This window comes from Ruegeria sp. SATB027 (assembly GCF_059613825.1).
This window is the reverse complement of the sequence record NZ_JBXWTH010000045.1, coordinates 27,466-47,375: the sequence shown is the minus strand read 5'-3', so window position 1 is coordinate 47,375 and position 19,910 is coordinate 27,466. Positions and strand designations below refer to the sequence as shown.

Below are 19,910 nucleotides of genomic sequence, written 5' to 3'. Positions count from 1 at the left end.
CCATTTATGCAGAGCGAAAAAGAAACGTACCGCGAAAATTCCATCAGTCTGGGCGGAGCCGTTGCGATGGGGACAGGCGTGATGATCGGCGCTGGAATCTTTGCGTTGACGGGGCAAATCGCGCAGCTCGCCGGCCCGCTTTTCCCGCTTGCATTCATCGCCGGCGCGGTCGTCACAAGCTTCAGCGCCTACAGCTACATCAGGATGTCGAACAAATGGCCGTCCTCGGGTGGCATCGCCATGATCCTGCAGAAATGCTATGGCCCCGGAGCCATCGCGGGCGGGGCCGCACTGCTGATGGCGCTCAGCATGGTGATCGCGGAAAGCCTCGTCGCGCGAACCTTCGCCACCTATGTCCTGCGCCCTTTCGATATCGAAGGTGGCCCATTGGTCCCCGCTCTGGCTGTGGCCGTGATCGTTTTCGCCTTTTTGGTGAACATGGCCGGAAACCGCTCGGTCGGGCTGTTCTCGTTGATCATGGCCGCGATCAAGATCGGAGGCATAGCTCTGTTTGGCATCGCGGCCCTGTGGTCCAGTGGTTTTGCGTTCGCCGCGGCGTCCGAGACCTCACAATCCTACGGGCTCACGGGGTTCATCGCCTCTACGGCGCTGGCCATCCTTGCGTTCAAGGGATTCACCACGATCACCAACAGCGGAGCCGAGATCACTGAACCAAATCGCAATGTTGGCCGAGCGATCATGTTCTCTATCGGAATCTGCGTCGTCGTCTACCTGTTGGTCGCCTACGGGGTCGGTTCGAGTCTCACGATCGAGGAGATCATCTCAGCGCGTGACTATTCGCTGGCACAAGCGGCGCAGCCCGCCCTTGGACAAACCGGCTTCATACTCACGGTGATCCTGGCCGCTGTCGCAACGGCGTCCGGCGTTCTGGCCAGCGTCTTCGCGGTGTCGCGTATGCTGGCGATGCTGACCGACATGGAAATGATCCCGCACAGCCACTTCGGTATGCCAGGTCCCATCCAACGCCACACCCTGGTCTATACTGTCGTCATCGCCGCGACGTTGGCCGTGCTCTTTGATTTAGGCCGGATCGCATCCCTCGGTGCTTTCTTTTACCTCGTCATGGACATGGTCATACATTGGGGCGTGTTCCGCTATCGTCGAGCAGACGTCGGCGCCTTCGGTATCGTGCTTTTGACTGCCCTGGCGCTCGATGCGATAGTACTGGCAGCTTTCACCGTGATGAAGCTTCAAAGCGACCCGATGATCGTTCTCTACGCCGCTGTCGGGATGATCGCTGTGTTCGCCTTCGAGCGCGTTTACTTGTCGCAATGGGTGGCACCGCAAGTCGCCCCCGCCCCCGCCCACGCCCACGGTGATTAGCCTGCCATCACCTGGCCTGAAGAGATGCGATGCCTTGTGCGCCGATCGTGATCAGCCCGACCGACAAGGCAAACGCAGCCAGGGCAAGCAGCATCACGCCCGTGTTCATGGGCAAGCGACGTACAACCGGTCCAAGAAATTCCGACCGCCCGAAAGCCGAGACGTAGAGCGGCAACGCGCTTATCATAGTCGCATAGAGGTAAACGCCGGAGATGTTCTCGAAAAACGCCGAACGCGCAAGAGTCGGGGATACAACCGCCAAAGCGGTTGAACGATTGCCGCCGAATGACCCGAACCAGTCGGCAGATAGAACGTATATCAGCACGTGGAGACCTGGAAAGAGAAGGGCTCTGAGCAAGACATCGACCAGCACGAAAAACGCCGTGTCTCTTGAGCCCGCCTTTGGTTGCTTTGTCATAGCGAAAAGGAAAAAACTGACATAGTTGACGGCAAAAACCACGGGCAAACCGTTGGTCGCAACCTGCCTTAGTAAGCGCATGAGTGCCGGTCCGCCGGCAGCAAGAGCCGGAGCAAAGCCCGGAGCCAGTAAGACGTAGAACAACAGGACCGGCAGTAATGCAGCGAAGCTGAACAGCAGGACATTTCTAACAAACTGAGCCGCGGGCATACTGATAGAGAAAAATCTATCCATTGAAATAGCCTGCCATGTGGGCACCACTAGGTCGATGATACGGGGCGTTGTTGCACAAGTCTGACGCCTCAGGATTCCCTTCGCGAACCCATGCTGTTAGCCGCATTCCATGAGCAACCCATCTCCCGCCCGCTATCGTACGACCAACTGGTCCAGCTACAACGCATCGCTGCGCAAGCGGGGGTCCCTGCTGATCTGGGTCGACGAAGACATCACTTGGCGCGCGCCCTCACCGCCGCCCTCCTAGCCGGCACGATATCATTTCTGTCCCCCTGCGTGCTACCTCTTGTGCCAGGTTATGTCTCCTACGTAACCGGGCGCACAGCCGCTGAGGGCGGGGTGGTCGGCGCTTCGCCGTCGCGCGCGGTCTGGCTGAGCCTGTGTTTTGTCCTCGGCTTCTCCACCATCTTCATGGGACTTGGCGCATCCGCGACTGCAATGGGTCAGGCCCTGCTTCGGTGGCGGTATGAACTCAACCTCGTTGGGGGCGGCATCATCATTTTCTTCGGGCTCTTCATGATAGGAGCCGCGCGTGTTTCGGTCATGGAACGCGACTTCCGATTCAATCTCAACATCCCCGGGGGCCAACCCGCTGCGTCCTATGTCCTCGGTCTTGCCTTCGGTTTCGGCTGGACTCCGTGCATCGGCCCGATCCTCGGCGCGATCCTGACAGCCAGTGCGGCGAGTGCCACGATGGGCGAAGGTATCATGCTGCTTGCCGTCTATTCCGCCGGCCTTGGAATACCGTTTCTGATCGTGGCCGGATTCACCGACCAGATCGCGGGACGGTTGCGGGCCATCGGCCGGGTTGGCCGCCGCCTCCACCAGCTTGCGGGCATAGTGATGATCTTGATGGGGCTGGCGATGATGACAGGGCAGTTGAGCGCGCTGTCATACTGGATGCTCGACGTATTTCCGGTTCTGGGACGGATCGGATAGCTCCATTAGTAGCAGCGTCTATTGATAACAGAAAATTTTCTTGAACCTCTAGTAGCTTTAGGAGTTAAGCCACCGACAAAGAACGGCACCATGGAGCAAGTTGCCAATAACGCCTCACTCCTTCCCGGGCGAACAACACTGCGTTCGGGGTAAGGTTCGGTTTGCCGTCCAATGCGTGAACGGAGCAATCTATATGCTGACAAGACGACATTTCATCCAGACGACCACCGCGCTGTTTTCGGCATCGATATCCAGCCCGCTCCTTGCAGACACGTGGCCTACCGATGCGCAGAAGGCAGCTTGGGACGCACAGGTTACACCTCCCGGCTACGACCCGGCCACGTCCAACCCTTGGGGCCTTCACCCTCGCTTCCTGCCACAGCGGGTCCTCGCGAAGGACGGACTTGTACCCGGTGATATCCATGTCGATGCTGTTGCGCGCTATCTCTACCACATCGAAGAAGGCGGCACGGCGATGCGCTATGGCGTGGCGATCGCGCGCGGTAAACTTTACGAACCGGGCACCTATACGATCAAGCGCAAGGTCAGGTGGCCGCATTGGCAGCCGACACAAAACATGATCGACCGCGACCCAGAGCTCTACGCCGATATCGCTGACGGTATGGAACCCGGACCTGAAAACGCGCTCGGATCGCGAGCCCTCTATCTCTTCGTCGGCGACCGAGACACCTATCTAAGGATTCACGGGACACCGTATCCAAGAAGCATTGGCGGCCGTGCGAGTTCCGGCTGCGTCCGAATGGTCATGGCACACATCAATGATCTCTATCCCAACGTCGAGATTGGCTCGACGGCATTCCTGTACTCGGCGGAAGACAGCGTCACTCCGAGAAGTTGACTGGCGCATCATGTGTTACGCGTGGGCTTGACGCATCTATGGGCTGATCAGGACTGGCGCGAAGTGCAGATGGGGTTGCCACCTGCCGAGCGTAGCGGAACCAAGGTGTTTTCCACCGGACCGCTGTGTTCATACCAATAACAGCCATCCTCGGGACGAAGCCGCGCCGTGGTGAGATCCTGACCAGGCGCAGCAAGGGCAATGACGGCCTCGGGAACACTTCCCACTTCGTTGCGAGCGCCGCCGTCGTCCAGCGTTGGCACCGCGCAGCCAGCAAGCACCAATGTCGCTGCGATAATCGGCGCGTTTCGTTTCTGCATGTCTACCTCACTCATTCTGATCGCTTCGTACCGGCAAGCGTTGCTCCAACCGCGTCGTTTCAAGGGGGCGGCTAGCTTCAAGCCTCCGCAGGGCGCCTTTCTTGCTGGACGAATATCCACTTGTTGCCCTTGAAGCTCTAGTTACTGTAGGGGCTATGTCAATGTGGAATCAATGAATCCTGAGGTCAATCCATGTCTTCCGACGGCAACCGCAACGATCACGGCCATCCGGGTGATCAAGAGCATTCTGACCCAAGAGGCAACTCCTGTTGCGACGCCAGCAAGGACGTCGCGTCCACGGCGCCAGCGCCGTCTGGCGGAAGGAGCTTTCAGGTCTCCGGGCTCGATTGCGCCGAAGAGGTGGCGATCCTGAACCGGGTTGTCGGGCCGAAAGTGGGCGGAACCGAACACCTGGCATTCGACGTGATCAACGGGCGAATGACCATCCTCGATAGCGCCGAGAGGATACCAGACGACGAAGTCACGCAGTTGGTCGCAACGACCGGCATGAGCGCCAAGCCATGGGATGCCGACAACGCAGCAGAGGACCAGGCGGCGCATCTGGCACGTCAGAAGCGCTTTACCTCGTTGAGCGGCGGCTTCTGGGCGGCGGGATTCCTTTTTCACATTGTCGAGACCGGCATGGGCGGCGCGCTCGGGCTCTTTGCGGGCCATGGCGAGGTGCCTATGCCTATGGTGGAAGCAGGGATCTTCGCCGTCGCGATTCTTTTTGGCGTCTGGCTTGTCGCGCCCAAGGCCTGGTCTTCGGCGCGGAGGCTTAGCCCCGACATGAACCTGCTCATGGTGGTGGCCGTCGCGGGCGCCATCGGCCTCGGCGAGTTTTTTGAGGCCGCGACGGTCGCCTTCTTCTTCTCGCTTTCGCTTTATCTTGAGAGCTGGAGCGTGGGGCGGGCGCGTAATGCGGTTTCCGCGCTCCTCGATCTGGCGCCGCCAACGGCGCGGGTTCTTTACGACGACGGATCTGAATCCGACGTTCCGGCCGCGGCCGTGGCAGTCAATGCAAGGTTTATCGTGCGCGGCGGCGACCGGATCCCCCTCGACGGTGAGGTCGTGGACGGGGCAGGGGCCGTCGATCAGGCCCCAATTACTGGGGAAAGCGCGCTAGTGCCCAAGGAACCAGGCGACGAGGTCTATGCCGGCACGATCAACGGCGAGGGCACACTGACGGTGCGGGCGACGAAGGCCGCCTCGGACACGGTGCTCGCGAAAATCATTCGCATGGTGGGCGATGCCCATGCCCGCCGCGCGCCGGTCGAACAGTGGGTGGCCAAGTTCGCGCGCATCTACACACCCATCGTGATGGCTTTGGCGATCGCCATCGCGCTGGTGCCGCCACTGCTGCTCGGCGGCGCCTGGGACTACTGGTTCTACAATGCTCTGGTCCTTCTGGTCATCGCATGTCCTTGCGCGCTGGTCATTTCTACGCCGGTCTCCATCGTGGCAGCGCTGACCGCGTCGGCACGGGCGGGGGTGCTCATCAAGGGCGGCGCCTATGTCGAGGCGCCGGGGCGGACCACGGCACTGGCGATGGACAAGACCGGGACGATCACCATGGGCGAGCCTGAGGTGGCGGCGGTTCACCCACTGGTCGGCGTTTCCGCACGCGATCTCATGGCGCTGGCAGCAAGCCTGGAGGCGCGGTCTTCACACCCGCTGGCACGCGCCATCCTCTCGCGCGCCGAAGCCGATGGTGTTTCCGTGTCTGCCGCAGAGGACACCCGTACCGTGCCCGGGCGCGGTCTGGAAGGACGCGCCGACGGGCGCGCTATCTGGCTCGGCTCGGATCGCTTCGCCGAAGAGAAGGGGTTCGGCAATGCCATTCCGGCGGATCTGCGGGATCGGATCGAAGGGGCAGGGAGCACCCTCGTTGCCGTGGGTGACGAGACCGGCGTGACCGGCGTACTGGAGCTTCGCGACCGCATCCGCCCAGATGCAAAGGGGATCGTTGCGCGTCTGCATGCGCAGGGTGTGAAGACCATCGTGATGTTGACGGGCGACAACGAACGCACCGCGCGCGCGGTGGCAGCCGAAGTCGGCATCGACGAGGTGCGCGCCGAACTTTTGCCAGAAGACAAGGTGACGGCCATTGAGGAACTCGTCGAAAGCCACGACATGGTGGCGATGATCGGCGACGGTGTGAATGACGCACCGGCCATGGCGCGGGCGCATTATGCCATCGCCATGGGCGCTGTCGGATCGGATGCCGCGATCGAGACGGCCGACATCGCGCTGATGACCGACGACATCGGCAAGGTACCCTGGCTTATCGGCCATTCGCGCCGTGCCATGACGATCATCCACCAGAATATCGGCATATCGCTGGCGACCAAGGCGCTGTTCGTCGGGCTGACCGCGTTCGGTATGGCCTCAATGTGGGGCGCCATTGCTGCGGATGTAGGCGTGTCTCTGCTGGTGGTCGCCAACGCACTTCGGCTCCTGAACGGCCATCAGGTTGAGGCCGGGCCTTCAGGCGGAGAACCGGTGGGCGAGCAGATGGCGAAAGGAGCACTGGCGCACGGTCATTGATCCGGCGGTTTCGGTAGCTCGATATCGCTTTTGCGGTCCAGCCACGCCAGCGCCCCGACAGAGAATTCCGAACCCCGGTAGGGTTCCGTCCAGGCGGTCTCGATGTCGTCCCAGGGCAGAGGCTCGAGATTTCCAAGAAAGAGCGTCAGACGGTAGGCCGCTGCCTCGGGAAGCCAAGGCGCCTCCTTGGCCGGCGTCGCGGCGACAGGTCCGGACAGGAGGAGCGCACTTGCGAGTGTGGCGAGCAGCACTCTCATAATATTTCGCATCACCACGGCCTCCAAAGTAAAAAGTTAGACATGGCTAACTTATCTACCCGAAGCAAACAAGTTGTCAATCCCGCTGTTTCGCTGCAAAGTCCCGAGTATGACAAAGCTACAATCACAAGGGCGTGAGCCATTCGAAGCGGTCGACCGGGCTCCCGAGGCGCAGGCCGATGGCTTTGCGACCGTGCGTCAGGCACATCAAAGCGAGATGGCGGAGGATTACGTCGAACTGATCGCGGAACTGATCGAGACGCGCGGGGAGGCCAGACCGGTCGAGATCGCCGAGCGGCTTGGCGTGAAGCCGCCGACCGTGACCAAGAACATCTCGCGGCTCAAGGCTGCTGGTCTGGTCCGGCGGGAGCCATACCGCGCGATATTCCTCACCGATGCCGGGCAGGACCTCGCGGAGATCTGTCGACGCCGCCACAGGGTCGTCGTCGCCTTTCTTCTGAGCCTGGGAATCGACGAAGAGACCGCGGAACGCGATGCGGAAGGGATCGAGCATCACGTCAGCGGGACGACATTGGAGGCGTTCGAGCGACGGCTCAATCAGAAATGAGCTCGCCTAGATGCACATTCGCGCGATTCTCTATCGGGACCTCGAGCTATCAGGTCTTCAAGCCGCTGACACGTTTGCGCAATTTCGAAGCTCGCTAGCCGAGAACCCGCGACAGCACGATGGTTGCAAACAGGGCGACAAGTCCGAAGGCGATCGCAGACGCTACCGCATATTGGAGGATATCCAGGTGATTCCCCCTCCTCCGTCGTGCCAGATAGCCACCCCAGATCGCGCCTCCGATAGCGCTCACGATCACAAGCATCAGGATACCTCCGTTCCAAAATGCCGCGCATCGGGATCTCGTCCGAGCAAACTGGCCAGCCAGCCGAAGACCCAGCACCCAAAAACAAGAACCAACAAGGTCCAGTCGCCGAACCGCGCATAGGGCGTTGGAGTACGCGCGCCCGGCAGGCCGGCATCAATGGTGCCTGTTTCCCCGGTATCAAGACGCGCGACGACATTTCCATTGGCGTCGATGATCGCGGATATCCCAGTGTTGGCCGCCCGGACCACGGGAAGTCCCTCCTCGACCGCGCGCATCCGCGCGGAGGCGAGGTGCTGCTCGGGTCCGATGCTGGTTCCGAACCAGGCATCATTTGTGGCGTTGAATATCCAGTCGGGGCGGAAAAGGTCATCGACCACGTGGCCCGGAAAGATGATCTCGTAACAGATCGCCACCGCGACCAGAGGCGCGCCAGGGATCGCCAGCGTGCGCGGCCCTGGTCCCGGCGTGAAATCGCCCAACCCTTCGGTCAGCCGCTCGATGGGCAGCCAGCCTTTCAGGGGCACATATTCCCCGAACGGAACAAGATGATGTTTTGCATACCCCGTCAGAACCTCGCCGCTGCCGTCATAGGCCTGAACCGTGTTGAAATATCTGGTTCCCCCATCGCCCTCCACTCGGTCAGGCGCACCTGTCAGTAGGATCCTGCCGTCTGGCAAAGCTGCAGATATCCGCGCGCGTGCCGCAGCATCTTCGTCCAGAAAGCCGGGGAAGGCCGTTTCCGGCCAAAGCAGCAAATCGAAACGTCCGGGTTGCGCGGACAAGCCCAGGTATTTTTCCAAGGTTCGCTGGCGGCTGCCCGGTACCCACTTCTCGACTTGTGGCACATTGCCTTGGACGATGCGCAAAGCAACGTCTGTCGGCGGCACGTCCTGCCCTGACCGAAGCGCACCGCCAACCCAGAAACCCGCCACAGCAACGGCGAAGAGCACGAGAACAGGCGCGCGTCTCTTTGGCGCCGCCACAGTCAACACACCTGGCAATATGCCGATGAAGACCGTGAGAAAGCCCAAACCGTAGCTTCCGACCCAGGCGGCGGGTTGGCGCAGGGCGGCATAGTCGACAAGGGCATAAGCGGCAAGGTTCCAGGGAAACCCTGTCAGGACATGACCCCGCAGCCATTCCGTGGCCACCCAGCAGGTTGCAAACAGCAGGCCCGCCGCAATGCCGCCGACAGCTCGGCGCTGCATGATGGCGGCAAAAAGCATCGCCGCCATGCCCGGGAAGATGGCAAGTCCGGCGGACAGACCCGCGACCGCCGGAATCGCCAGTGCGCCGAAACGTTCGGCATCGACGTAAAAGCTCTCGGCGATCCAGGAAATTCCAATCCCGAATTGGCCCAGTCCGAAAGCCCAACCGACAAGGAAAGCGCGCGAGGTTGAGATGTTCCGGAGAACGATAAAGAGCACGGAGAAGGCGACAGGGACCGCGATGAGCCAAGAAAACGGCGGAAGAGTCAAAACCGTCAATCCGCCGGCAGCAAGGGCAAGACCCATGCGCTGGAACAGGTTCAGGTCCTCACTAACGAACTGCGGCAATCCCGGCTTCATGAATCGGTCTGAAGTCGAGCGCCAACCCACGGCGCAATGAGCAGCAGCATCACGCCGCCAACCACAAAAACATCGGCCATGTTGAAGGCAGGCCAGTGCGCCGTCCCGATGTAGAAATCGAGGAAATCCGTCACCGCACGATAGCGCAGGCGGTCCAGAATATTGCCGAGTGCACCGCCGATGATCGCACCATAGGCAATGGCCTCGACCCGGCTGCTGGTACGGACCAGCATGAACGCCAGCCAGACGCAGATGCCAAGCGCCAGTAAGACAAGGCTCCACCACGGCGCGCCGCCGAGAAGCCCGAAGGTCACTCCGTCATTGCGCAGGTAGATGAGATTGAAGCCGGGAAAGACCGATACGCCGGAACTAAGAACAGTCGCATTGGACACAACGATTGCCTTCGTTGCCTGATCGACAAGAAAGGCGATCAGCGCAGCAAGCAGACCGACGAAGAGGCAAGTTCTCATCAGCTTATCCCAGCCAGACGTCGAGGAACAACATGATCACAAGACCAACGGCGAGGCCGAGCGTCGCCCTGTTCTGATGGCCGGATCGGTGGGTTTCCGGAATGATCTCGTGGCTGATGACGTAGAGCATCGCACCTGCTGCGAAGGCGAGACCCCAGGGCAGCAGCGGTTGCGAAAGACTGATAATCCCTGCGCCGAGAAGTCCACCGACGGGCTCGACGAGACCGGTCAGAGCGGCGATGCCCCAGGCGCGAAGCCTGGAATAGCCCTCGCCGAGCAACGAAACCGCCACCGCCAGACCTTCGGGGGCATTCTGTAATCCAATACCGATCGCAAGTGGCAACCCGCCCGACAAACCGTCAGCCCCGAACCCGACGCCGACGGCAAGCCCTTCGGGAAAATTGTGGATAGTGATCGCGATGATGAAAAGCCAGACGCGCCGCAGCGATGCGGCGTCGGGACCTTCCCGCCCCGTCTTGAAATGTTCATGCGGTAGCCGTTCGTTCATCAGAGCGATCGCGCCCATGCCAAGCAGGATCGCAACACATACGATGGCCGCCGGGAGAGCACCGTTGTCGAACTGTCCTTCAGCTGCGTCGAGAGCCGGGATGATCAGCGAGAAGAACGAAGCCGCGAGCATGACACCCGCCGCGAAGCCAAGCAGCAGATCGCGCGTGGCCCGGGACGGGATGCGCCCAAAAAGAACGGGGACCGCCCCGACCGCGGTCAGCGATCCGGCGGCCAGGCTTCCAAGAAAGCCAAGCGCTATGGGGGAGAGGGGTTCCAATTGTTAAGGTTCTGCCGCGAGTTCAGTCAGGAGCCGAGTAGCTGGTGTAGACCTCGGTCGATCCGTCTTCGTGGATCAGGAAGACATCGTAAGCCTCCCGGTCGTCCTCCGGTCCCATGCCGGGCGACCCGTAGGGCATTCCCGGCACCGCCAGGCCTACCGCGTCTGGCCGGTCCTCCAGCAGGCGTTGGATGTCAGCCGCCGGCACGTGGCCCTCGATCACATAGCCGTCGACCAAAGCCGTATGGCAGGAGACCATGCGCTGCGGCACGCCATTGTCGAGTTTGAAGCGCACAAGAGATCCTCCGAACATGTCCTCGCCCATCGGCGCGAAGCCATTCTCCTCGAGGTGCTTCATCCAGGACAGGCAACAGCCGCAGCCGTTTGTCTTCCGGACGTCGATCTGAATCGCCTCTGCGACGGCCTGCGCCGCAGGAAGCAAGGCAAATGCGATGGCAAGAGCGGGAGTAAATCGTTTCATGGATCAAAGCCTTTCGGTTGTCGTCTGTGCAAATTCGCTGGCGAGCCTCTCAGCAAGAAGTGAACGCGCCTCACGCAGTCGCTCAAGCGCGGCCGTGTCGTCCGCTTCACGCTCGGCCGCCTCTGCCAATCGGTCGTCAGAGAGAGGGTCGGTTGGGCGACCGTCCACCAGCACTTCGTAATGTAGGTTGGGGCCTGTCGCGGTACCCGTCGCACCGACCCGCCCGATCATATCTCCGGCCATCACGCGTTGCCCTTGTGTGAGCCCGTCCGGTACGGCGCTCAGATGCGCATAGCGCGTCAGGGTGTCGGAGCCATGAGCGATCTCGACGACCCGGCCATACCCACCGCGTCGGCCGATGAAGCTAACGCGGCCCGGCGCCGTCGCCTGTACCGGCGTGCCGCGCGCCGCCGCGAAGTCGACTCCTGTGTGCATCCGTACATTGCCGTAGACCGGATGGGTGCGGCGCCCGAACACAGAACTCAGCCGTGCACCTTCGACCGGTTGCGCAAACACGCGCAGGACTTCTCCGTCGACATAGATCGTCGCTTGGCCGCTGCCGTCGTTCGGCCAGACGATTTCATAGACCGAGCCATCGATATCCAGTGCGGCAAAGGCAAGCTCGGGCTGACCAATCCTCTTGTTCCCGTCTCGGGCCTCGCGCCAAAGGAGGCGCATCGTCTCGCCACCCGCAAGATCACGACGGAAATCCACGGTGCCGCCCAGCATCTGCGCCAGGTCCACCGCAAAACGGGCGGGGATGTCTGCCGTGTTCAGGGCGGCGAAAATCGAGCTCTCGATCACCGCCTCGCCGGCGAAAGTCACCAATTCGGGATCCGGGTCCAACACGCGGGCGGCAAGCTGTTCGCCGAAGACCGCCTCTATCCGGACACCGTCTTCGACGGCGAGCTCTACACGACGCGGGTTGTCGTCCGTTGTGGAAACCACCGTAATGATGTGACCCGGACGCAGACGGCGCAGATCGTATTCCGTGCCAATCGCCAAGGCGATTTCGGCGCGATCCGAAGCATCCAGCCCCGCATCGGAAAGGACCGCATCAAGCGTCTCGCCGGACGCAATCTCCCGCGACCAGGTGACCAGCGGGGGCTCGATAGATGGCAAGGAGGTATCAGCGGGGGAAACGGTCAGGAGCGGCCGGGGTCTGAACTCGAATGCGATATCCGCCTGGGCGAGTGTAGGGCGGACCGAATTGGTTTCGGTAATCCGAGGCGGCGCAAGCGGATTGGGAGTCCAGAGGGTCGCTTCAGCAATCGCAGGGGGCACCGGTTCTTTGGACAGAACGCCAGAGATGGCGATGGCGGTCACCGAAAATGCGCCTGCGACCGCAACGGCCGCCAAGACAGTTCTTATCTTCATGTTGCCCCCTCTACGTCTTCTGTCAGTGCGCGCTGGATCTTCGGCACCGCGAATTCTCTTTGCTCGTGATAGTCGATCATGGTGACGAGCTCACCCTCGGCATCGAACAGGAATACGCTTGCCGTATGGTTCATCGTATAGCCGCCGCCCTCAGTCGGGACGCGCTCAAATGAGGCACGAAACCCTTCTGCAGCGCGGGCAATTTGGTCTTCCGGCCCCGTCCAGCCACGAATGACCGGATGAAAATAGCCGACATATTCGGCCATGGCCTCGACCGTGTCCCGCTCCGGGTCGACCGTGATGAAGACCACGTTCATCTCTGATGCTTCGTCGCCCAGTTCCTCAAGCCAGCCGGAAATATCCGATAGGGTCGTCGGGCAGACGTCCGGGCAGTAGGTGAACCCGAAAAACACCATTGTGGGACGACCGATCAGGTTGCCAGGCCCTACCTCATTTTCCTCGTGGTCGGTCAGCCGGAACTCCATCGCCGATAGGGGCAGGGGCCGCTGCCCTTTTGGTTCAGGCGCACCGGGCCCGTCCACCCGCCACCAGCCCACGAAGAGCGTCAGGCCAAGAACGCCGGCACCGGCTGCGCCGTATAGAAGGAGCTGCCGACGTTGCATCAGCCCTCCGGTCCACGCGCGGCGATTCCGAGGATTGGGACCTCGACCGTCACCTTGCCGCCATCCGAGAAGGTCAGTGTCAGCGGGAAATTCTCGCCTTCGGTCATCGGCTCTTGCAGCTTCATGAGCATGGCGTGCAACCCGCCCGGCTCCAATGCCACGCTTTGGCCGGGCTCAATCGTGATCTCGCCTGCAGGCGCCATGGAACTGACGCCATCGGAGTTGGTTTTCGACTCATGGATCTCGGGCATCATTGCCAGCGGTGTCGCAAGTCCGGTCAGCGTAACGGCGTCTTCACCCGTGTTGCGCACGGTCATATAGGCGGCACCTGGCCTGTTGACGCCGATCGAGGCGCGGGACCACGCATTCTCGACCACGACATCCTCCGAACCGGCCAGTGCGGGGGCCGACAGCCCTGCAACCGTCAAAAGCACGGCCAATGCATTGGTATATCTCAACTTCTTCACCACTCGTTTCTCCTGCCTCCGCAAATCAGCTTTGGCTTGCCGCAACTTCCACTGCCACCAGCCTCTGCAATTCGGCCTCACCGAACGGATCGAGAGGCTTGCCGTTCACGAAGAACGTGGGCGTTTGGCGGACCCCGACTGTCTCGACATCGGCGCGGTCCTGGTTGAGCACCGCCACAACACCGGGGGCCAGCATCTGTGTCCGGGCAGCTTCGACATCCAGACCTCCGCTTGCTGCAATCTCAAGGATCAATCCGGGTGCCGGGGTCCCGTGAGACGCCCATCTGGGCTGCTCTCGCAAGACTGCCTCGAGCACAGGTTCAAACACGTCCTGCATGCGCGCCGCCTCGAGCACACGGATCGCTTCTACCGACGCCTCGCCGTGAAAAGGCGTATAGCGGATTACAACGCGCACCGCGTCTCCGTGCTCCGCCATGATATCCTCGACGACCGGATAGAAAGCGCGGCATGCCTCGCAGGCCGGGTCGAAGAATTCAACGATGGTTACGGGCGCATCCTCGGGCCCGAGGATCGGGGAATAGGGTCGGATCAGCGCGTCGGCCATTTCAGGGTCGATGGGATCGGACGCGGCAATCGGGTCGGGGCGGGTGGCATACCAGGCGGCACCGCCGAAACCGGCGACCCCGAGCGCGAGAACGGACAGGATGAGGCCGCGTCGTTTCATTTTTGTGTTTCCTTCAGTGAGAGAGCCGACAGCAGACCGATCATCGCGAAGGCGACGAGCGCCATCAAAGGAATCGGAATGCCGAAGACCAGTTGATTGTCGTCGGTACAGGATGGGCCGGTCGCCGTGCAGGGCTGGATACGCTCGGGGATAACGCCGACATAGAGGCCCAAGTGCCAAAGCGCGACGGCGGCACCGCCCAAAGCCAGCGCGATCCCGTAGCGACCCACGCGCCGATCCTGCCACCACAGCCCAAGCCCGAGGATGATGGCCAAGGGGAACATGAAGGCACGCTGGAACCAGCAGAGCACGCAAGGTGTCTGCCCCAGAACCTCGCCGATGAAGAGCACGGCAAGCGACGCGGTGAGCGCGATGATCCAGGCCAGGCCAAGGGCCGTCTCTCCGGAAAGTCGGGTCATGACGATCAGATCCTCTGTCTCAGATCGGCGAGGATCTCTTCGGCGGGCGTGCCGTAGGGCCAGGAGTCCGCGAAGCCTGCTTGCGTGTCGAAAAGGAAAAGATGCGACGTGTGACCCATCGTGTATCCGCCCGGCGCAGTCGCCTGCTCGATCCGCTCAAAGAATATCGGAAAGGTTTCGGATGTCGCGGCGATCTGCTCCGGTGTACCGGTCAGCCCGATGATCCCTGCGTCGAACAGGGGCACATACTCGGCAAGTGCAGTCGGCGTATCCCGCTCCGGATCAATCGTTATGAAAATCGGCTGAACCATTGCTGCCTCATCGCCCAGGCCCTCCATCACGGCCGCGACTTCGGACAGTGTTGTCGGACAGACGTCGGGGCAATTGGTGAAGCCAAAGAAGACCAGCATCCAGCGCCCTGCGAAATCTTCGTCCGTTTGGACCATGCCGCGATGATCGGTCAGTTCGAAATCAGCAAGAAACGGTGGTTCACTCTCGGTGCGGGCAAGATCGGCACGGTAGTCGGACCATAGCAACAGCCAGATGAAAACGAACGCCGCCGCGCCCGCCAACACCCACAATACCTTCTGAAGACCTGAAAGCCTCACGCCGCTCCGCCCGAACCTGATTCTATATTTTGTGTGCGTTTACATCCTCTAGCTACTGTAGGTTCAAGCGTGATTGTCATCGATCGGCCAACAATCACCGATCTGTGAAACTCGGGTGAAGCTTGTGATGCGCACCGCATAAAGCTACACCCACTGTAGGTAATGTGGGGAGCGGAAATGCTGACGATTGGGACGCTGGCGAAGAAGACCGGAACAAAGGTGCAGACCATCCGGTATTACGAGCAGATCGGACTTATGCCTGAGCCCGGCAGGACCGAGGGGGGCCAACGACGCTATGGCGACGCCGAACTCGACCGCTTGTCATTCGTCCGGCACGCACGGCAACTGGGGTTCTCGTTGGACGCGATCCGTGAGCTCCTCGATCTCAGCGATCATCCGGGAAAGTCCTGCGCTGAGGCGGATGCAATAGCCCGTCGGCAACTCAAACAGGTCGAGCAACGATTGGCGCGGCTCGAGGCGCTGCGGACGGAATTGAAGCGGATGGTGCATGAGTGCAGCGGCGGACAGACTTCTGATTGCCGTGTGCTCGAGGTACTGCGCGACCATTCCGAATGCCTGACCGACCATGAAGAGATCGGCGCCTGAGCAATTTCGACGACCTTTGATCGGAACGCAAAAAGCCCGGTGTTAGTTACTCATTGGCAATTCACTAATTTGGATACCCGGCATGGCGGAGCAGAGAAACGCAACGGAAAGACGCACACTCTGGATCGTGCTGGGTCTCAACATCGGGCTGGCAGTCGCTTTCTTCGCCTCGGGCGCATTCGGCGAGTCAAGCGCGCTTATCGCCAATGGCCTCGACAATCTGTCGGACAGTTTCGTCTACGCGATCAGCCTCTTCGCGCTGTCCCGCTCCGCCAAGTGGAAGCGCGGAGCGGCGAACGTTTCGGGCGGCCTGCTGATCCTCTTCGCCCTTGGAATCCTGTATGACGCGTGGCGCCGCTACGTCGGCGGATCGGATCCTCTTGGCACGATCATGATTGTCATGGCGCTGGTAGCGGCGGCCATCAACGCACTTTGCGTCTGGCTGCTGGCACGGCTTCGCGATCCAGACGTAAACATCCGAGCGGCGAATACGTTCAGCTGGAACGACTTCGCGGCCAATCTCGGAATCGTCGTCGCAGGCGGGCTCGTAGCCTGGCTCGGAACGAATTGGCCGGACCTTGTCGTGGGCGTGATTGTCGCCGGCATCGCGGCCTGGGGTGGCGTCGGAATCCTGAGAGACGCGCATGGTGAACACCACAAGGCGGTGCACAATGACGATCAGGTAACCAAGGACTCGGCCTGAAATCGGGGCTTGAAGCTACAGTGACTGTAGCAACTACATATTCTCGTGAACGATTCGAGGAGGTATCCCGTGAACCCCGCCGACCCTCATTTGGCCAAAACCCGGCTGCTGGATTTTGACGCGACCTCAATTGCAAAACTGATCGAGGAGCGCGGCTGGGCAGACCTTCCCAGCGACGACCGAATTGGGGCCATCTACGATTTCGTCAGGAACGAGATTACCTTCGGCTACAACCGCGCCGACGACATTCCGGCGTCCGAGGTCCTCGCAGATGGCCACGGGCAGTGCAACACCAAGGGCACGCTCCTCATGGCCCTGCTGCGTGGCGTGGGAGTTCGCTGCCGACTGCACGGGTTCACAATCCACAAGGCGCTTCAGAGAGGCGTCGTTCCGGAACTCGTCTATCCCCTCGCGCCGTCCGAAATCCTCCACTCCTGGGTAGAGGTGGACTTGGGCGACGGATGGGTCAATCACCGCCAGAACTTCGGATTTGTGCGCGACTTGCTCTATCGCCACGTCATCCGTCACTGGATGAATGCCAGGGTTCGCCGCATCCGCCGCGGAATCTTGCCGCCGGTCCCCGGATTCGATCGGCCGAACCGCCGCCATGAGGAGACGAACCGTGCCGCATGATCACGGCCACGCCCACATCGATCCTCAATCCGGTGATCGTCGCGTCTCCATCGCCATCTGGGCCAACGGCCTCCTGACGGTCGCGCAGATCGTCGGCGGGATCCTTTCCGGCAGCCTCGCGCTGATCGCGGATGCCCTCCACAATTTCTCGGACATGGCGTCGCTGGTGATCGCCTTCTTCGCGCGTAAGATCGCTCGCCGCCCGGCGGACAAGCGCATGACCTTCGGCTATGGGCGGGTAGAAATCGTCGCAGCGCTCATCAACTACACGACACTTATCCTGATCGGCTTCTACCTGATCTACGAGGGTGGCATGCGCATGATCGACCCACCAGAGGTACAGGGCTGGACGGTGGTGATCCTGGGCGGTGTGGCACTGGTCGTCGACACGTTGACGGCGCTGCTCACCTATTCGATGCAGAAAGGCAGCGTGAACATCCGTGCGCTCTTCCTGCACAACCTATCGGACGCTTTGGCCTCCGTGGCGGTCATCATCGGCGGCTCGCTCATCCTCCTCTACAACATGCGGTGGGTCGACCCGGCGATCACCATCGGCATCGCTCTCTACATCCTCTACCTCGCATTTACCGAGATCGGCGGTCCGATTCGGACGCTGATGCTCGGCAGTCCACCGGACATCGATAATGAAACCGTCGTTCAGGCGATGCGGGGTGTGGATGGTGTCGCGGACGTTCATCACGTGCATCTGTGGCAGATGCAGGAGCACGAGGCGGCTCTGGACTGCCACGTCGTGCTGACAGCGGACGGCTGGGGTCAAATCGAAAAGATCAAGGCCGCGATCAAGGACCGGCTGAAGGACGATTTCAGCATCGGTCATTCGAGTCTGGAATTTGAGCACGAAGACCGCGCACACGAAAACGCTGACCTTTACGGTCACGGCAAACCGGAAAAAGAGGAGGAAAACCATGTTCACCGAGACACTGACAGCTCATGACGACACGATTGGCCTCGCCTGCGAGGGCAAGCTCAGCGAAAGCGACCTGAAACGGATGCACGCCCTGCTTCATGAGCGCCTGCAAGAGACAAGTAAGCCCGGCCTGGTTCTCGATCTCACGAGGTTCGAAGGCTACGATGGGCCGTCCGCTCTGCTCGAAGATCTGAAAATCGACACAGCCCATAGGAATGACTTCCGCCGCGTCGCTGTGGTGGGCGAAGGGGCTTTGTTGGAGTGGGGAACCAGGTTCGCCGACGTGCTGACCACGGCAGAACTCCGTTAGTTCGACCCGGCGGAAATGAAGGCGGCAATCGCCTGGGCAAGTGAAAGGTAGAGTAGCTTTCAATCAGATGCCTTCGCAGAAGACAGCATCTGTTCGAAACCATAAACAAAAGAACTACAGCAGTTGCGAGACCCAAGAGCAATCCGAAAGTTCTGAACATGGTCGCTCCTTTCGCAAAGGAGTAACTTTGGTACGGTGGCACTGCCCTTGCCGGGGCATTATCAAATCGTAATGTTTTAGCGGCTCAGGGCGCCAGTTGGTTAACATAAACTTCATTATGCGACTTTATACTTAGCGTTGCGATAGTATATTATTGTATGTATGCTGAACTCCTATCACGGAGGCTCCACAGCATGCGCCATTTACTCAAGAAGCTCCTCCCCTCGGTCGCAGTCGCTTTGACCGTGACAGGTTCTTCGCTGCCAATACCCGCCCGCGCGCAGACATACCCGATCGATTGCGCGATCCTCTTGTGCCTGTCTGGCGGCTGGCCTGCTTCCGTCCCTTGCGCCCGAGCCCGCGCCGAATTTATCCGGCGGATTACACCTTGGCCGGTCGAACCACCGCTGCAAATCTGGCGCTGTCCCATGGGCGCCTCCTACGAGAACGATCGGTTACAAAACAACGCTGGCGGCATCTTTGAAGCCTTGTACCGAACCGACAGCCGTCGACCGCTTCAATCCTTGCCAGTAGATAATCTCGTTCCCACCGACCTCGCCCTGCGGCTCGTTCAGGACCGCGCGGACATCGATATCAGCGGGCCAGAGTTCAATTTCGTGCGGTCCATCCGCGTCTTCGATGTACGGTATGCACGACAGCACGAGTCCGGGCGCGATGGGGATTGTAACCGAAGCGCGACCGTGGTCCTCGGCACCTACGGGACCCAAGGCGATTTCTCATGGCAGCGATCTTCGATAACTGCCCTGCCCGAGGCCCATGTGGGACTTGAACGTTGGGGCGAGCATTGCCCTGGCATTTATCACCGATCCGTCTTCGTCGATTGGCGTGACTATGACGGCAACTACGGGTTCGAGCAGGTGAACTACTGACCTGCCGCTACGTAGATTTGTCATGGAAGACGGCTTCTTTGGCTTGCACGACCGCACCGCATACGCTTCGCGGTCCACATGCTGTTTGGCGTTTAGGCAAACACCGCGGGTTCGCTCTGTTCACCCGTCGTCGCTTCTTCCGATCCTCGTCAGCGCATCGAAGTCGATTTCTTGCTTCTGTTCGTCACTTATATCCGGCCGGGTTTCCGATACCGGCTGGGGCCCTTGGACGTCCCACATCACCGCATGTGAGCCTGTCCTCCAGCGATAAACCCAACCAACAACACTGCACCCATCGGTCCCGATCAGATTGGCGATCGCGACGCCCTCACCCTTATCTTCGTTCACTGTTTACTGGCTTCCTGCACTGCGGCGCTGCGAATTGCGGCGTGGGGTTGCAGAGCGTTCACTACGACCGCGCGCCGGGCTTCTTTGATGTTGGCTA

General features: G+C 60.8%; 25 protein-coding genes and 1 pseudogene. 12 read left to right on the top strand and 14 right to left on the bottom strand.

What is annotated here, in order from left to right; genetic code table 11:
- Positions 1-6 precede the first annotated feature (6 nt).
- Entirely contained in the window at positions 7-1,344 is a 1,338-nt protein-coding gene (locus tag AC2FPW_RS13045; protein WP_335949224.1) for an APC family permease, read from the top strand.
- A gap of 7 nt (positions 1,345-1,351) precedes the next feature.
- Here AC2FPW_RS13045 and AC2FPW_RS13040 read toward each other — a convergent pair whose 3' ends face one another.
- Positions 1,352-1,996, bottom strand: coding sequence for a hypothetical protein (locus tag AC2FPW_RS13040; RefSeq protein ID WP_007803445.1), 645 nt, complete (start codon positions 1,994-1,996; stop codon positions 1,352-1,354).
- 109 nt (positions 1,997-2,105) lie between these two features.
- Here AC2FPW_RS13040 and AC2FPW_RS13035 point away from each other — a divergent pair.
- The 3 genes and pseudogenes from AC2FPW_RS13035 to AC2FPW_RS13025 all read left to right on the top strand — a co-directional run.
- Positions 2,106-2,225: pseudogene (locus tag AC2FPW_RS13035) on the top strand (IS5/IS1182 family transposase); the annotation flags it as partial.
- Positions 2,213-2,935, top strand: a complete 723-nt coding sequence (locus AC2FPW_RS13030; RefSeq protein WP_007803446.1) for a cytochrome c biogenesis CcdA family protein — start codon at positions 2,213-2,215, stop codon at positions 2,933-2,935. The pseudogene AC2FPW_RS13035 and the gene AC2FPW_RS13030, both read left to right, overlap by 13 nt.
- A gap of 193 nt (positions 2,936-3,128) precedes the next feature.
- Entirely contained in the window at positions 3,129-3,794 is a 666-nt protein-coding gene (locus tag AC2FPW_RS13025) for a L,D-transpeptidase (protein WP_007803448.1), read from the top strand.
- A gap of 47 nt (positions 3,795-3,841) precedes the next feature.
- On the opposite strand, the gene AC2FPW_RS13020 is transcribed toward AC2FPW_RS13025, so the two are convergent.
- Positions 3,842-4,129 carry a hypothetical protein gene (locus tag AC2FPW_RS13020; RefSeq protein ID WP_369817429.1) on the bottom strand — a complete coding sequence of 96 codons (288 nt, stop codon included), beginning with the start codon at positions 4,127-4,129 and terminating at the stop codon, positions 3,842-3,844.
- Between the two features lie 177 nt (positions 4,130-4,306).
- Between AC2FPW_RS13020 and AC2FPW_RS13015 the strand changes: the two genes are divergently transcribed.
- Positions 4,307-6,661, top strand: coding sequence for a heavy metal translocating P-type ATPase (locus tag AC2FPW_RS13015; RefSeq protein ID WP_207287124.1), 2,355 nt, complete (start codon positions 4,307-4,309; stop codon positions 6,659-6,661).
- Here the strand turns inward: AC2FPW_RS13015 and AC2FPW_RS13010 are convergent.
- Positions 6,655-6,930, bottom strand: a complete 276-nt coding sequence (locus tag AC2FPW_RS13010; protein ID WP_012187175.1) for a hypothetical protein — start codon at positions 6,928-6,930, stop codon at positions 6,655-6,657. The genes AC2FPW_RS13015 and AC2FPW_RS13010 overlap by 7 nt on opposite strands.
- A 97-nt stretch (positions 6,931-7,027) precedes the next feature.
- On the opposite strand from AC2FPW_RS13010, the gene mntR reads away from it, so the two are divergent.
- Positions 7,028-7,486, top strand: a complete 459-nt coding sequence (gene mntR, locus AC2FPW_RS13005) for a manganese-binding transcriptional regulator MntR (RefSeq protein WP_335949225.1) — start codon at positions 7,028-7,030, stop codon at positions 7,484-7,486.
- Between the two features lie 261 nt (positions 7,487-7,747).
- Here the strand turns inward: mntR and lnt are convergent, their stop codons facing one another.
- Genes lnt through AC2FPW_RS12955 form a run of 10 tightly spaced genes read right to left on the bottom strand, consistent with a single transcriptional unit; the run spans position 7,748 to position 15,200 of the window.
- Complete coding sequence (gene lnt / locus AC2FPW_RS13000) at positions 7,748-9,319, bottom strand: apolipoprotein N-acyltransferase (protein WP_009807490.1); 1,572 nt, start codon at positions 9,317-9,319, stop codon at positions 7,748-7,750.
- Positions 9,316-9,789 (bottom strand): signal peptidase II, encoded by a 474-nt coding sequence (gene lspA, locus AC2FPW_RS12995; RefSeq protein ID WP_007803461.1) that lies wholly within the window; start codon positions 9,787-9,789, stop codon positions 9,316-9,318. The genes lnt and lspA overlap by 4 nt, the downstream gene beginning before the upstream one ends.
- A 4-nt stretch (positions 9,790-9,793) precedes the next feature.
- Positions 9,794-10,576, bottom strand: a complete 783-nt coding sequence (locus AC2FPW_RS12990) for a ZIP family metal transporter (protein WP_007803463.1) — start codon at positions 10,574-10,576, stop codon at positions 9,794-9,796.
- 22 nt (positions 10,577-10,598) lie between these two features.
- Complete coding sequence (locus tag AC2FPW_RS12985; RefSeq protein WP_007803465.1) at positions 10,599-11,057, bottom strand: DUF411 domain-containing protein; 459 nt, start codon at positions 11,055-11,057, stop codon at positions 10,599-10,601.
- 3 nt (positions 11,058-11,060) lie between these two features.
- Positions 11,061-12,434, bottom strand: a complete 1,374-nt coding sequence (locus tag AC2FPW_RS12980; protein WP_007803467.1) for a M23 family metallopeptidase — start codon at positions 12,432-12,434, stop codon at positions 11,061-11,063.
- Positions 12,431-13,057, bottom strand: coding sequence for an SCO family protein (locus AC2FPW_RS12975; RefSeq protein WP_007803468.1), 627 nt, complete (start codon positions 13,055-13,057; stop codon positions 12,431-12,433). The genes AC2FPW_RS12980 and AC2FPW_RS12975 overlap by 4 nt, the downstream gene beginning before the upstream one ends.
- On the bottom strand, positions 13,057-13,527 hold the full coding sequence (locus AC2FPW_RS12970; RefSeq protein ID WP_008327335.1) for a copper chaperone PCu(A)C: 471 nt from the start codon (positions 13,525-13,527) through the stop codon (positions 13,057-13,059). Before AC2FPW_RS12970 ends, AC2FPW_RS12975 begins: the two co-directional genes overlap by 1 nt.
- A 22-nt stretch (positions 13,528-13,549) precedes the next feature.
- Complete coding sequence (locus AC2FPW_RS12965; RefSeq protein ID WP_007803472.1) at positions 13,550-14,209, bottom strand: DsbA family protein; 660 nt, start codon at positions 14,207-14,209, stop codon at positions 13,550-13,552.
- Complete coding sequence (locus AC2FPW_RS12960) at positions 14,206-14,628, bottom strand: disulfide bond formation protein B (protein ID WP_007803474.1); 423 nt, start codon at positions 14,626-14,628, stop codon at positions 14,206-14,208. Before AC2FPW_RS12960 ends, AC2FPW_RS12965 begins: the two co-directional genes overlap by 4 nt.
- A 5-nt stretch (positions 14,629-14,633) precedes the next feature.
- A complete protein-coding gene (locus tag AC2FPW_RS12955; protein ID WP_007803475.1) occupies positions 14,634-15,200 on the bottom strand; it encodes an SCO family protein in 567 nt (188 codons plus the stop codon).
- 213 nt (positions 15,201-15,413) lie between these two features.
- On the opposite strand from AC2FPW_RS12955, the gene AC2FPW_RS12950 reads away from it, so the two are divergent.
- The 6 genes from AC2FPW_RS12950 (at position 15,414) to AC2FPW_RS12925 (ending at position 19,465) form a co-directional block, all read left to right on the top strand.
- Positions 15,414-15,842, top strand: a complete 429-nt coding sequence (locus AC2FPW_RS12950; RefSeq protein WP_007803476.1) for a MerR family transcriptional regulator — start codon at positions 15,414-15,416, stop codon at positions 15,840-15,842.
- 82 nt (positions 15,843-15,924) lie between these two features.
- Positions 15,925-16,545 (top strand): cation efflux transmembrane domain-containing protein, encoded by a 621-nt coding sequence (locus AC2FPW_RS12945; RefSeq protein ID WP_008327361.1) that lies wholly within the window; start codon positions 15,925-15,927, stop codon positions 16,543-16,545.
- Positions 16,546-16,614: 69 nt separating this feature from the next.
- Positions 16,615-17,178, top strand: a complete 564-nt coding sequence (locus AC2FPW_RS12940; protein WP_127657309.1) for a transglutaminase-like domain-containing protein — start codon at positions 16,615-16,617, stop codon at positions 17,176-17,178.
- Positions 17,168-18,133 (top strand): cation diffusion facilitator family transporter, encoded by a 966-nt coding sequence (locus AC2FPW_RS12935; RefSeq protein ID WP_007803480.1) that lies wholly within the window; start codon positions 17,168-17,170, stop codon positions 18,131-18,133. The genes AC2FPW_RS12940 and AC2FPW_RS12935 overlap by 11 nt, the downstream gene beginning before the upstream one ends.
- Complete coding sequence (locus AC2FPW_RS12930) at positions 18,105-18,416, top strand: SpoIIAA family protein (protein WP_007803481.1); 312 nt, start codon at positions 18,105-18,107, stop codon at positions 18,414-18,416. The genes AC2FPW_RS12935 and AC2FPW_RS12930 overlap by 29 nt, the downstream gene beginning before the upstream one ends.
- 353 nt (positions 18,417-18,769) lie before the next feature.
- Positions 18,770-19,465 carry a hypothetical protein gene (locus tag AC2FPW_RS12925; protein ID WP_173674657.1) on the top strand — a complete coding sequence of 232 codons (696 nt, stop codon included), beginning with the start codon at positions 18,770-18,772 and terminating at the stop codon, positions 19,463-19,465.
- Between the two features lie 120 nt (positions 19,466-19,585).
- On the opposite strand, the gene AC2FPW_RS12920 is transcribed toward AC2FPW_RS12925, so the two are convergent.
- Positions 19,586-19,813 (bottom strand): hypothetical protein, encoded by a 228-nt coding sequence (locus AC2FPW_RS12920; protein WP_027238601.1) that lies wholly within the window; start codon positions 19,811-19,813, stop codon positions 19,586-19,588.
- Positions 19,814-19,910: the final 97 nt, after the last annotated feature.

Excerpts from the sequence above, each read along its gene's own strand:
- AC2FPW_RS13010 (WP_012187175.1), bottom strand. The coding sequence starts at position 6,930 with ATGCGAAATATTATGAGAGTGCTGCTCGCCACACTCGCAAGTGCGCTC.
- AC2FPW_RS12965 (WP_007803472.1), bottom strand. The coding sequence starts at position 14,209 with ATGAAACGACGCGGCCTCATCCTGTCCGTTCTCGCGCTCGGGGTCGCC.
- lnt (WP_009807490.1), bottom strand. The coding sequence starts at position 9,319 with ATGAAGCCGGGATTGCCGCAGTTCGTTAGTGAGGACCTGAACCTGTTC.
- AC2FPW_RS12985 (WP_007803465.1), bottom strand. The coding sequence starts at position 11,057 with ATGAAACGATTTACTCCCGCTCTTGCCATCGCATTTGCCTTGCTTCCT.
- AC2FPW_RS12960 (WP_007803474.1), bottom strand. The coding sequence starts at position 14,628 with ATGACCCGACTTTCCGGAGAGACGGCCCTTGGCCTGGCCTGGATCATC.
- AC2FPW_RS13045 (WP_335949224.1), top strand. The coding sequence starts at position 7 with ATGCAGAGCGAAAAAGAAACGTACCGCGAAAATTCCATCAGTCTGGGC.
- AC2FPW_RS13020 (WP_369817429.1), bottom strand. The coding sequence starts at position 4,129 with ATGAGTGAGGTAGACATGCAGAAACGAAACGCGCCGATTATCGCAGCG.
- AC2FPW_RS12930 (WP_007803481.1), top strand. The coding sequence starts at position 18,105 with ATGTTCACCGAGACACTGACAGCTCATGACGACACGATTGGCCTCGCC.
- AC2FPW_RS13015 (WP_207287124.1), top strand. The coding sequence starts at position 4,307 with ATGTCTTCCGACGGCAACCGCAACGATCACGGCCATCCGGGTGATCAA.
- AC2FPW_RS13025 (WP_007803448.1), top strand. The coding sequence starts at position 3,129 with ATGCTGACAAGACGACATTTCATCCAGACGACCACCGCGCTGTTTTCG.
- AC2FPW_RS12925 (WP_173674657.1), top strand. The coding sequence starts at position 18,770 with ATGCGCCATTTACTCAAGAAGCTCCTCCCCTCGGTCGCAGTCGCTTTG.
- AC2FPW_RS12975 (WP_007803468.1), bottom strand. The coding sequence starts at position 13,057 with ATGCAACGTCGGCAGCTCCTTCTATACGGCGCAGCCGGTGCCGGCGTT.
- AC2FPW_RS13040 (WP_007803445.1), bottom strand. The coding sequence starts at position 1,996 with ATGGATAGATTTTTCTCTATCAGTATGCCCGCGGCTCAGTTTGTTAGA.
- mntR (WP_335949225.1), top strand. The coding sequence starts at position 7,028 with ATGACAAAGCTACAATCACAAGGGCGTGAGCCATTCGAAGCGGTCGAC.
- AC2FPW_RS12950 (WP_007803476.1), top strand. The coding sequence starts at position 15,414 with ATGCTGACGATTGGGACGCTGGCGAAGAAGACCGGAACAAAGGTGCAG.
- AC2FPW_RS12945 (WP_008327361.1), top strand. The coding sequence starts at position 15,925 with ATGGCGGAGCAGAGAAACGCAACGGAAAGACGCACACTCTGGATCGTG.
- lspA (WP_007803461.1), bottom strand. The coding sequence starts at position 9,789 with ATGAGAACTTGCCTCTTCGTCGGTCTGCTTGCTGCGCTGATCGCCTTT.
- AC2FPW_RS12980 (WP_007803467.1), bottom strand. The coding sequence starts at position 12,434 with ATGAAGATAAGAACTGTCTTGGCGGCCGTTGCGGTCGCAGGCGCATTT.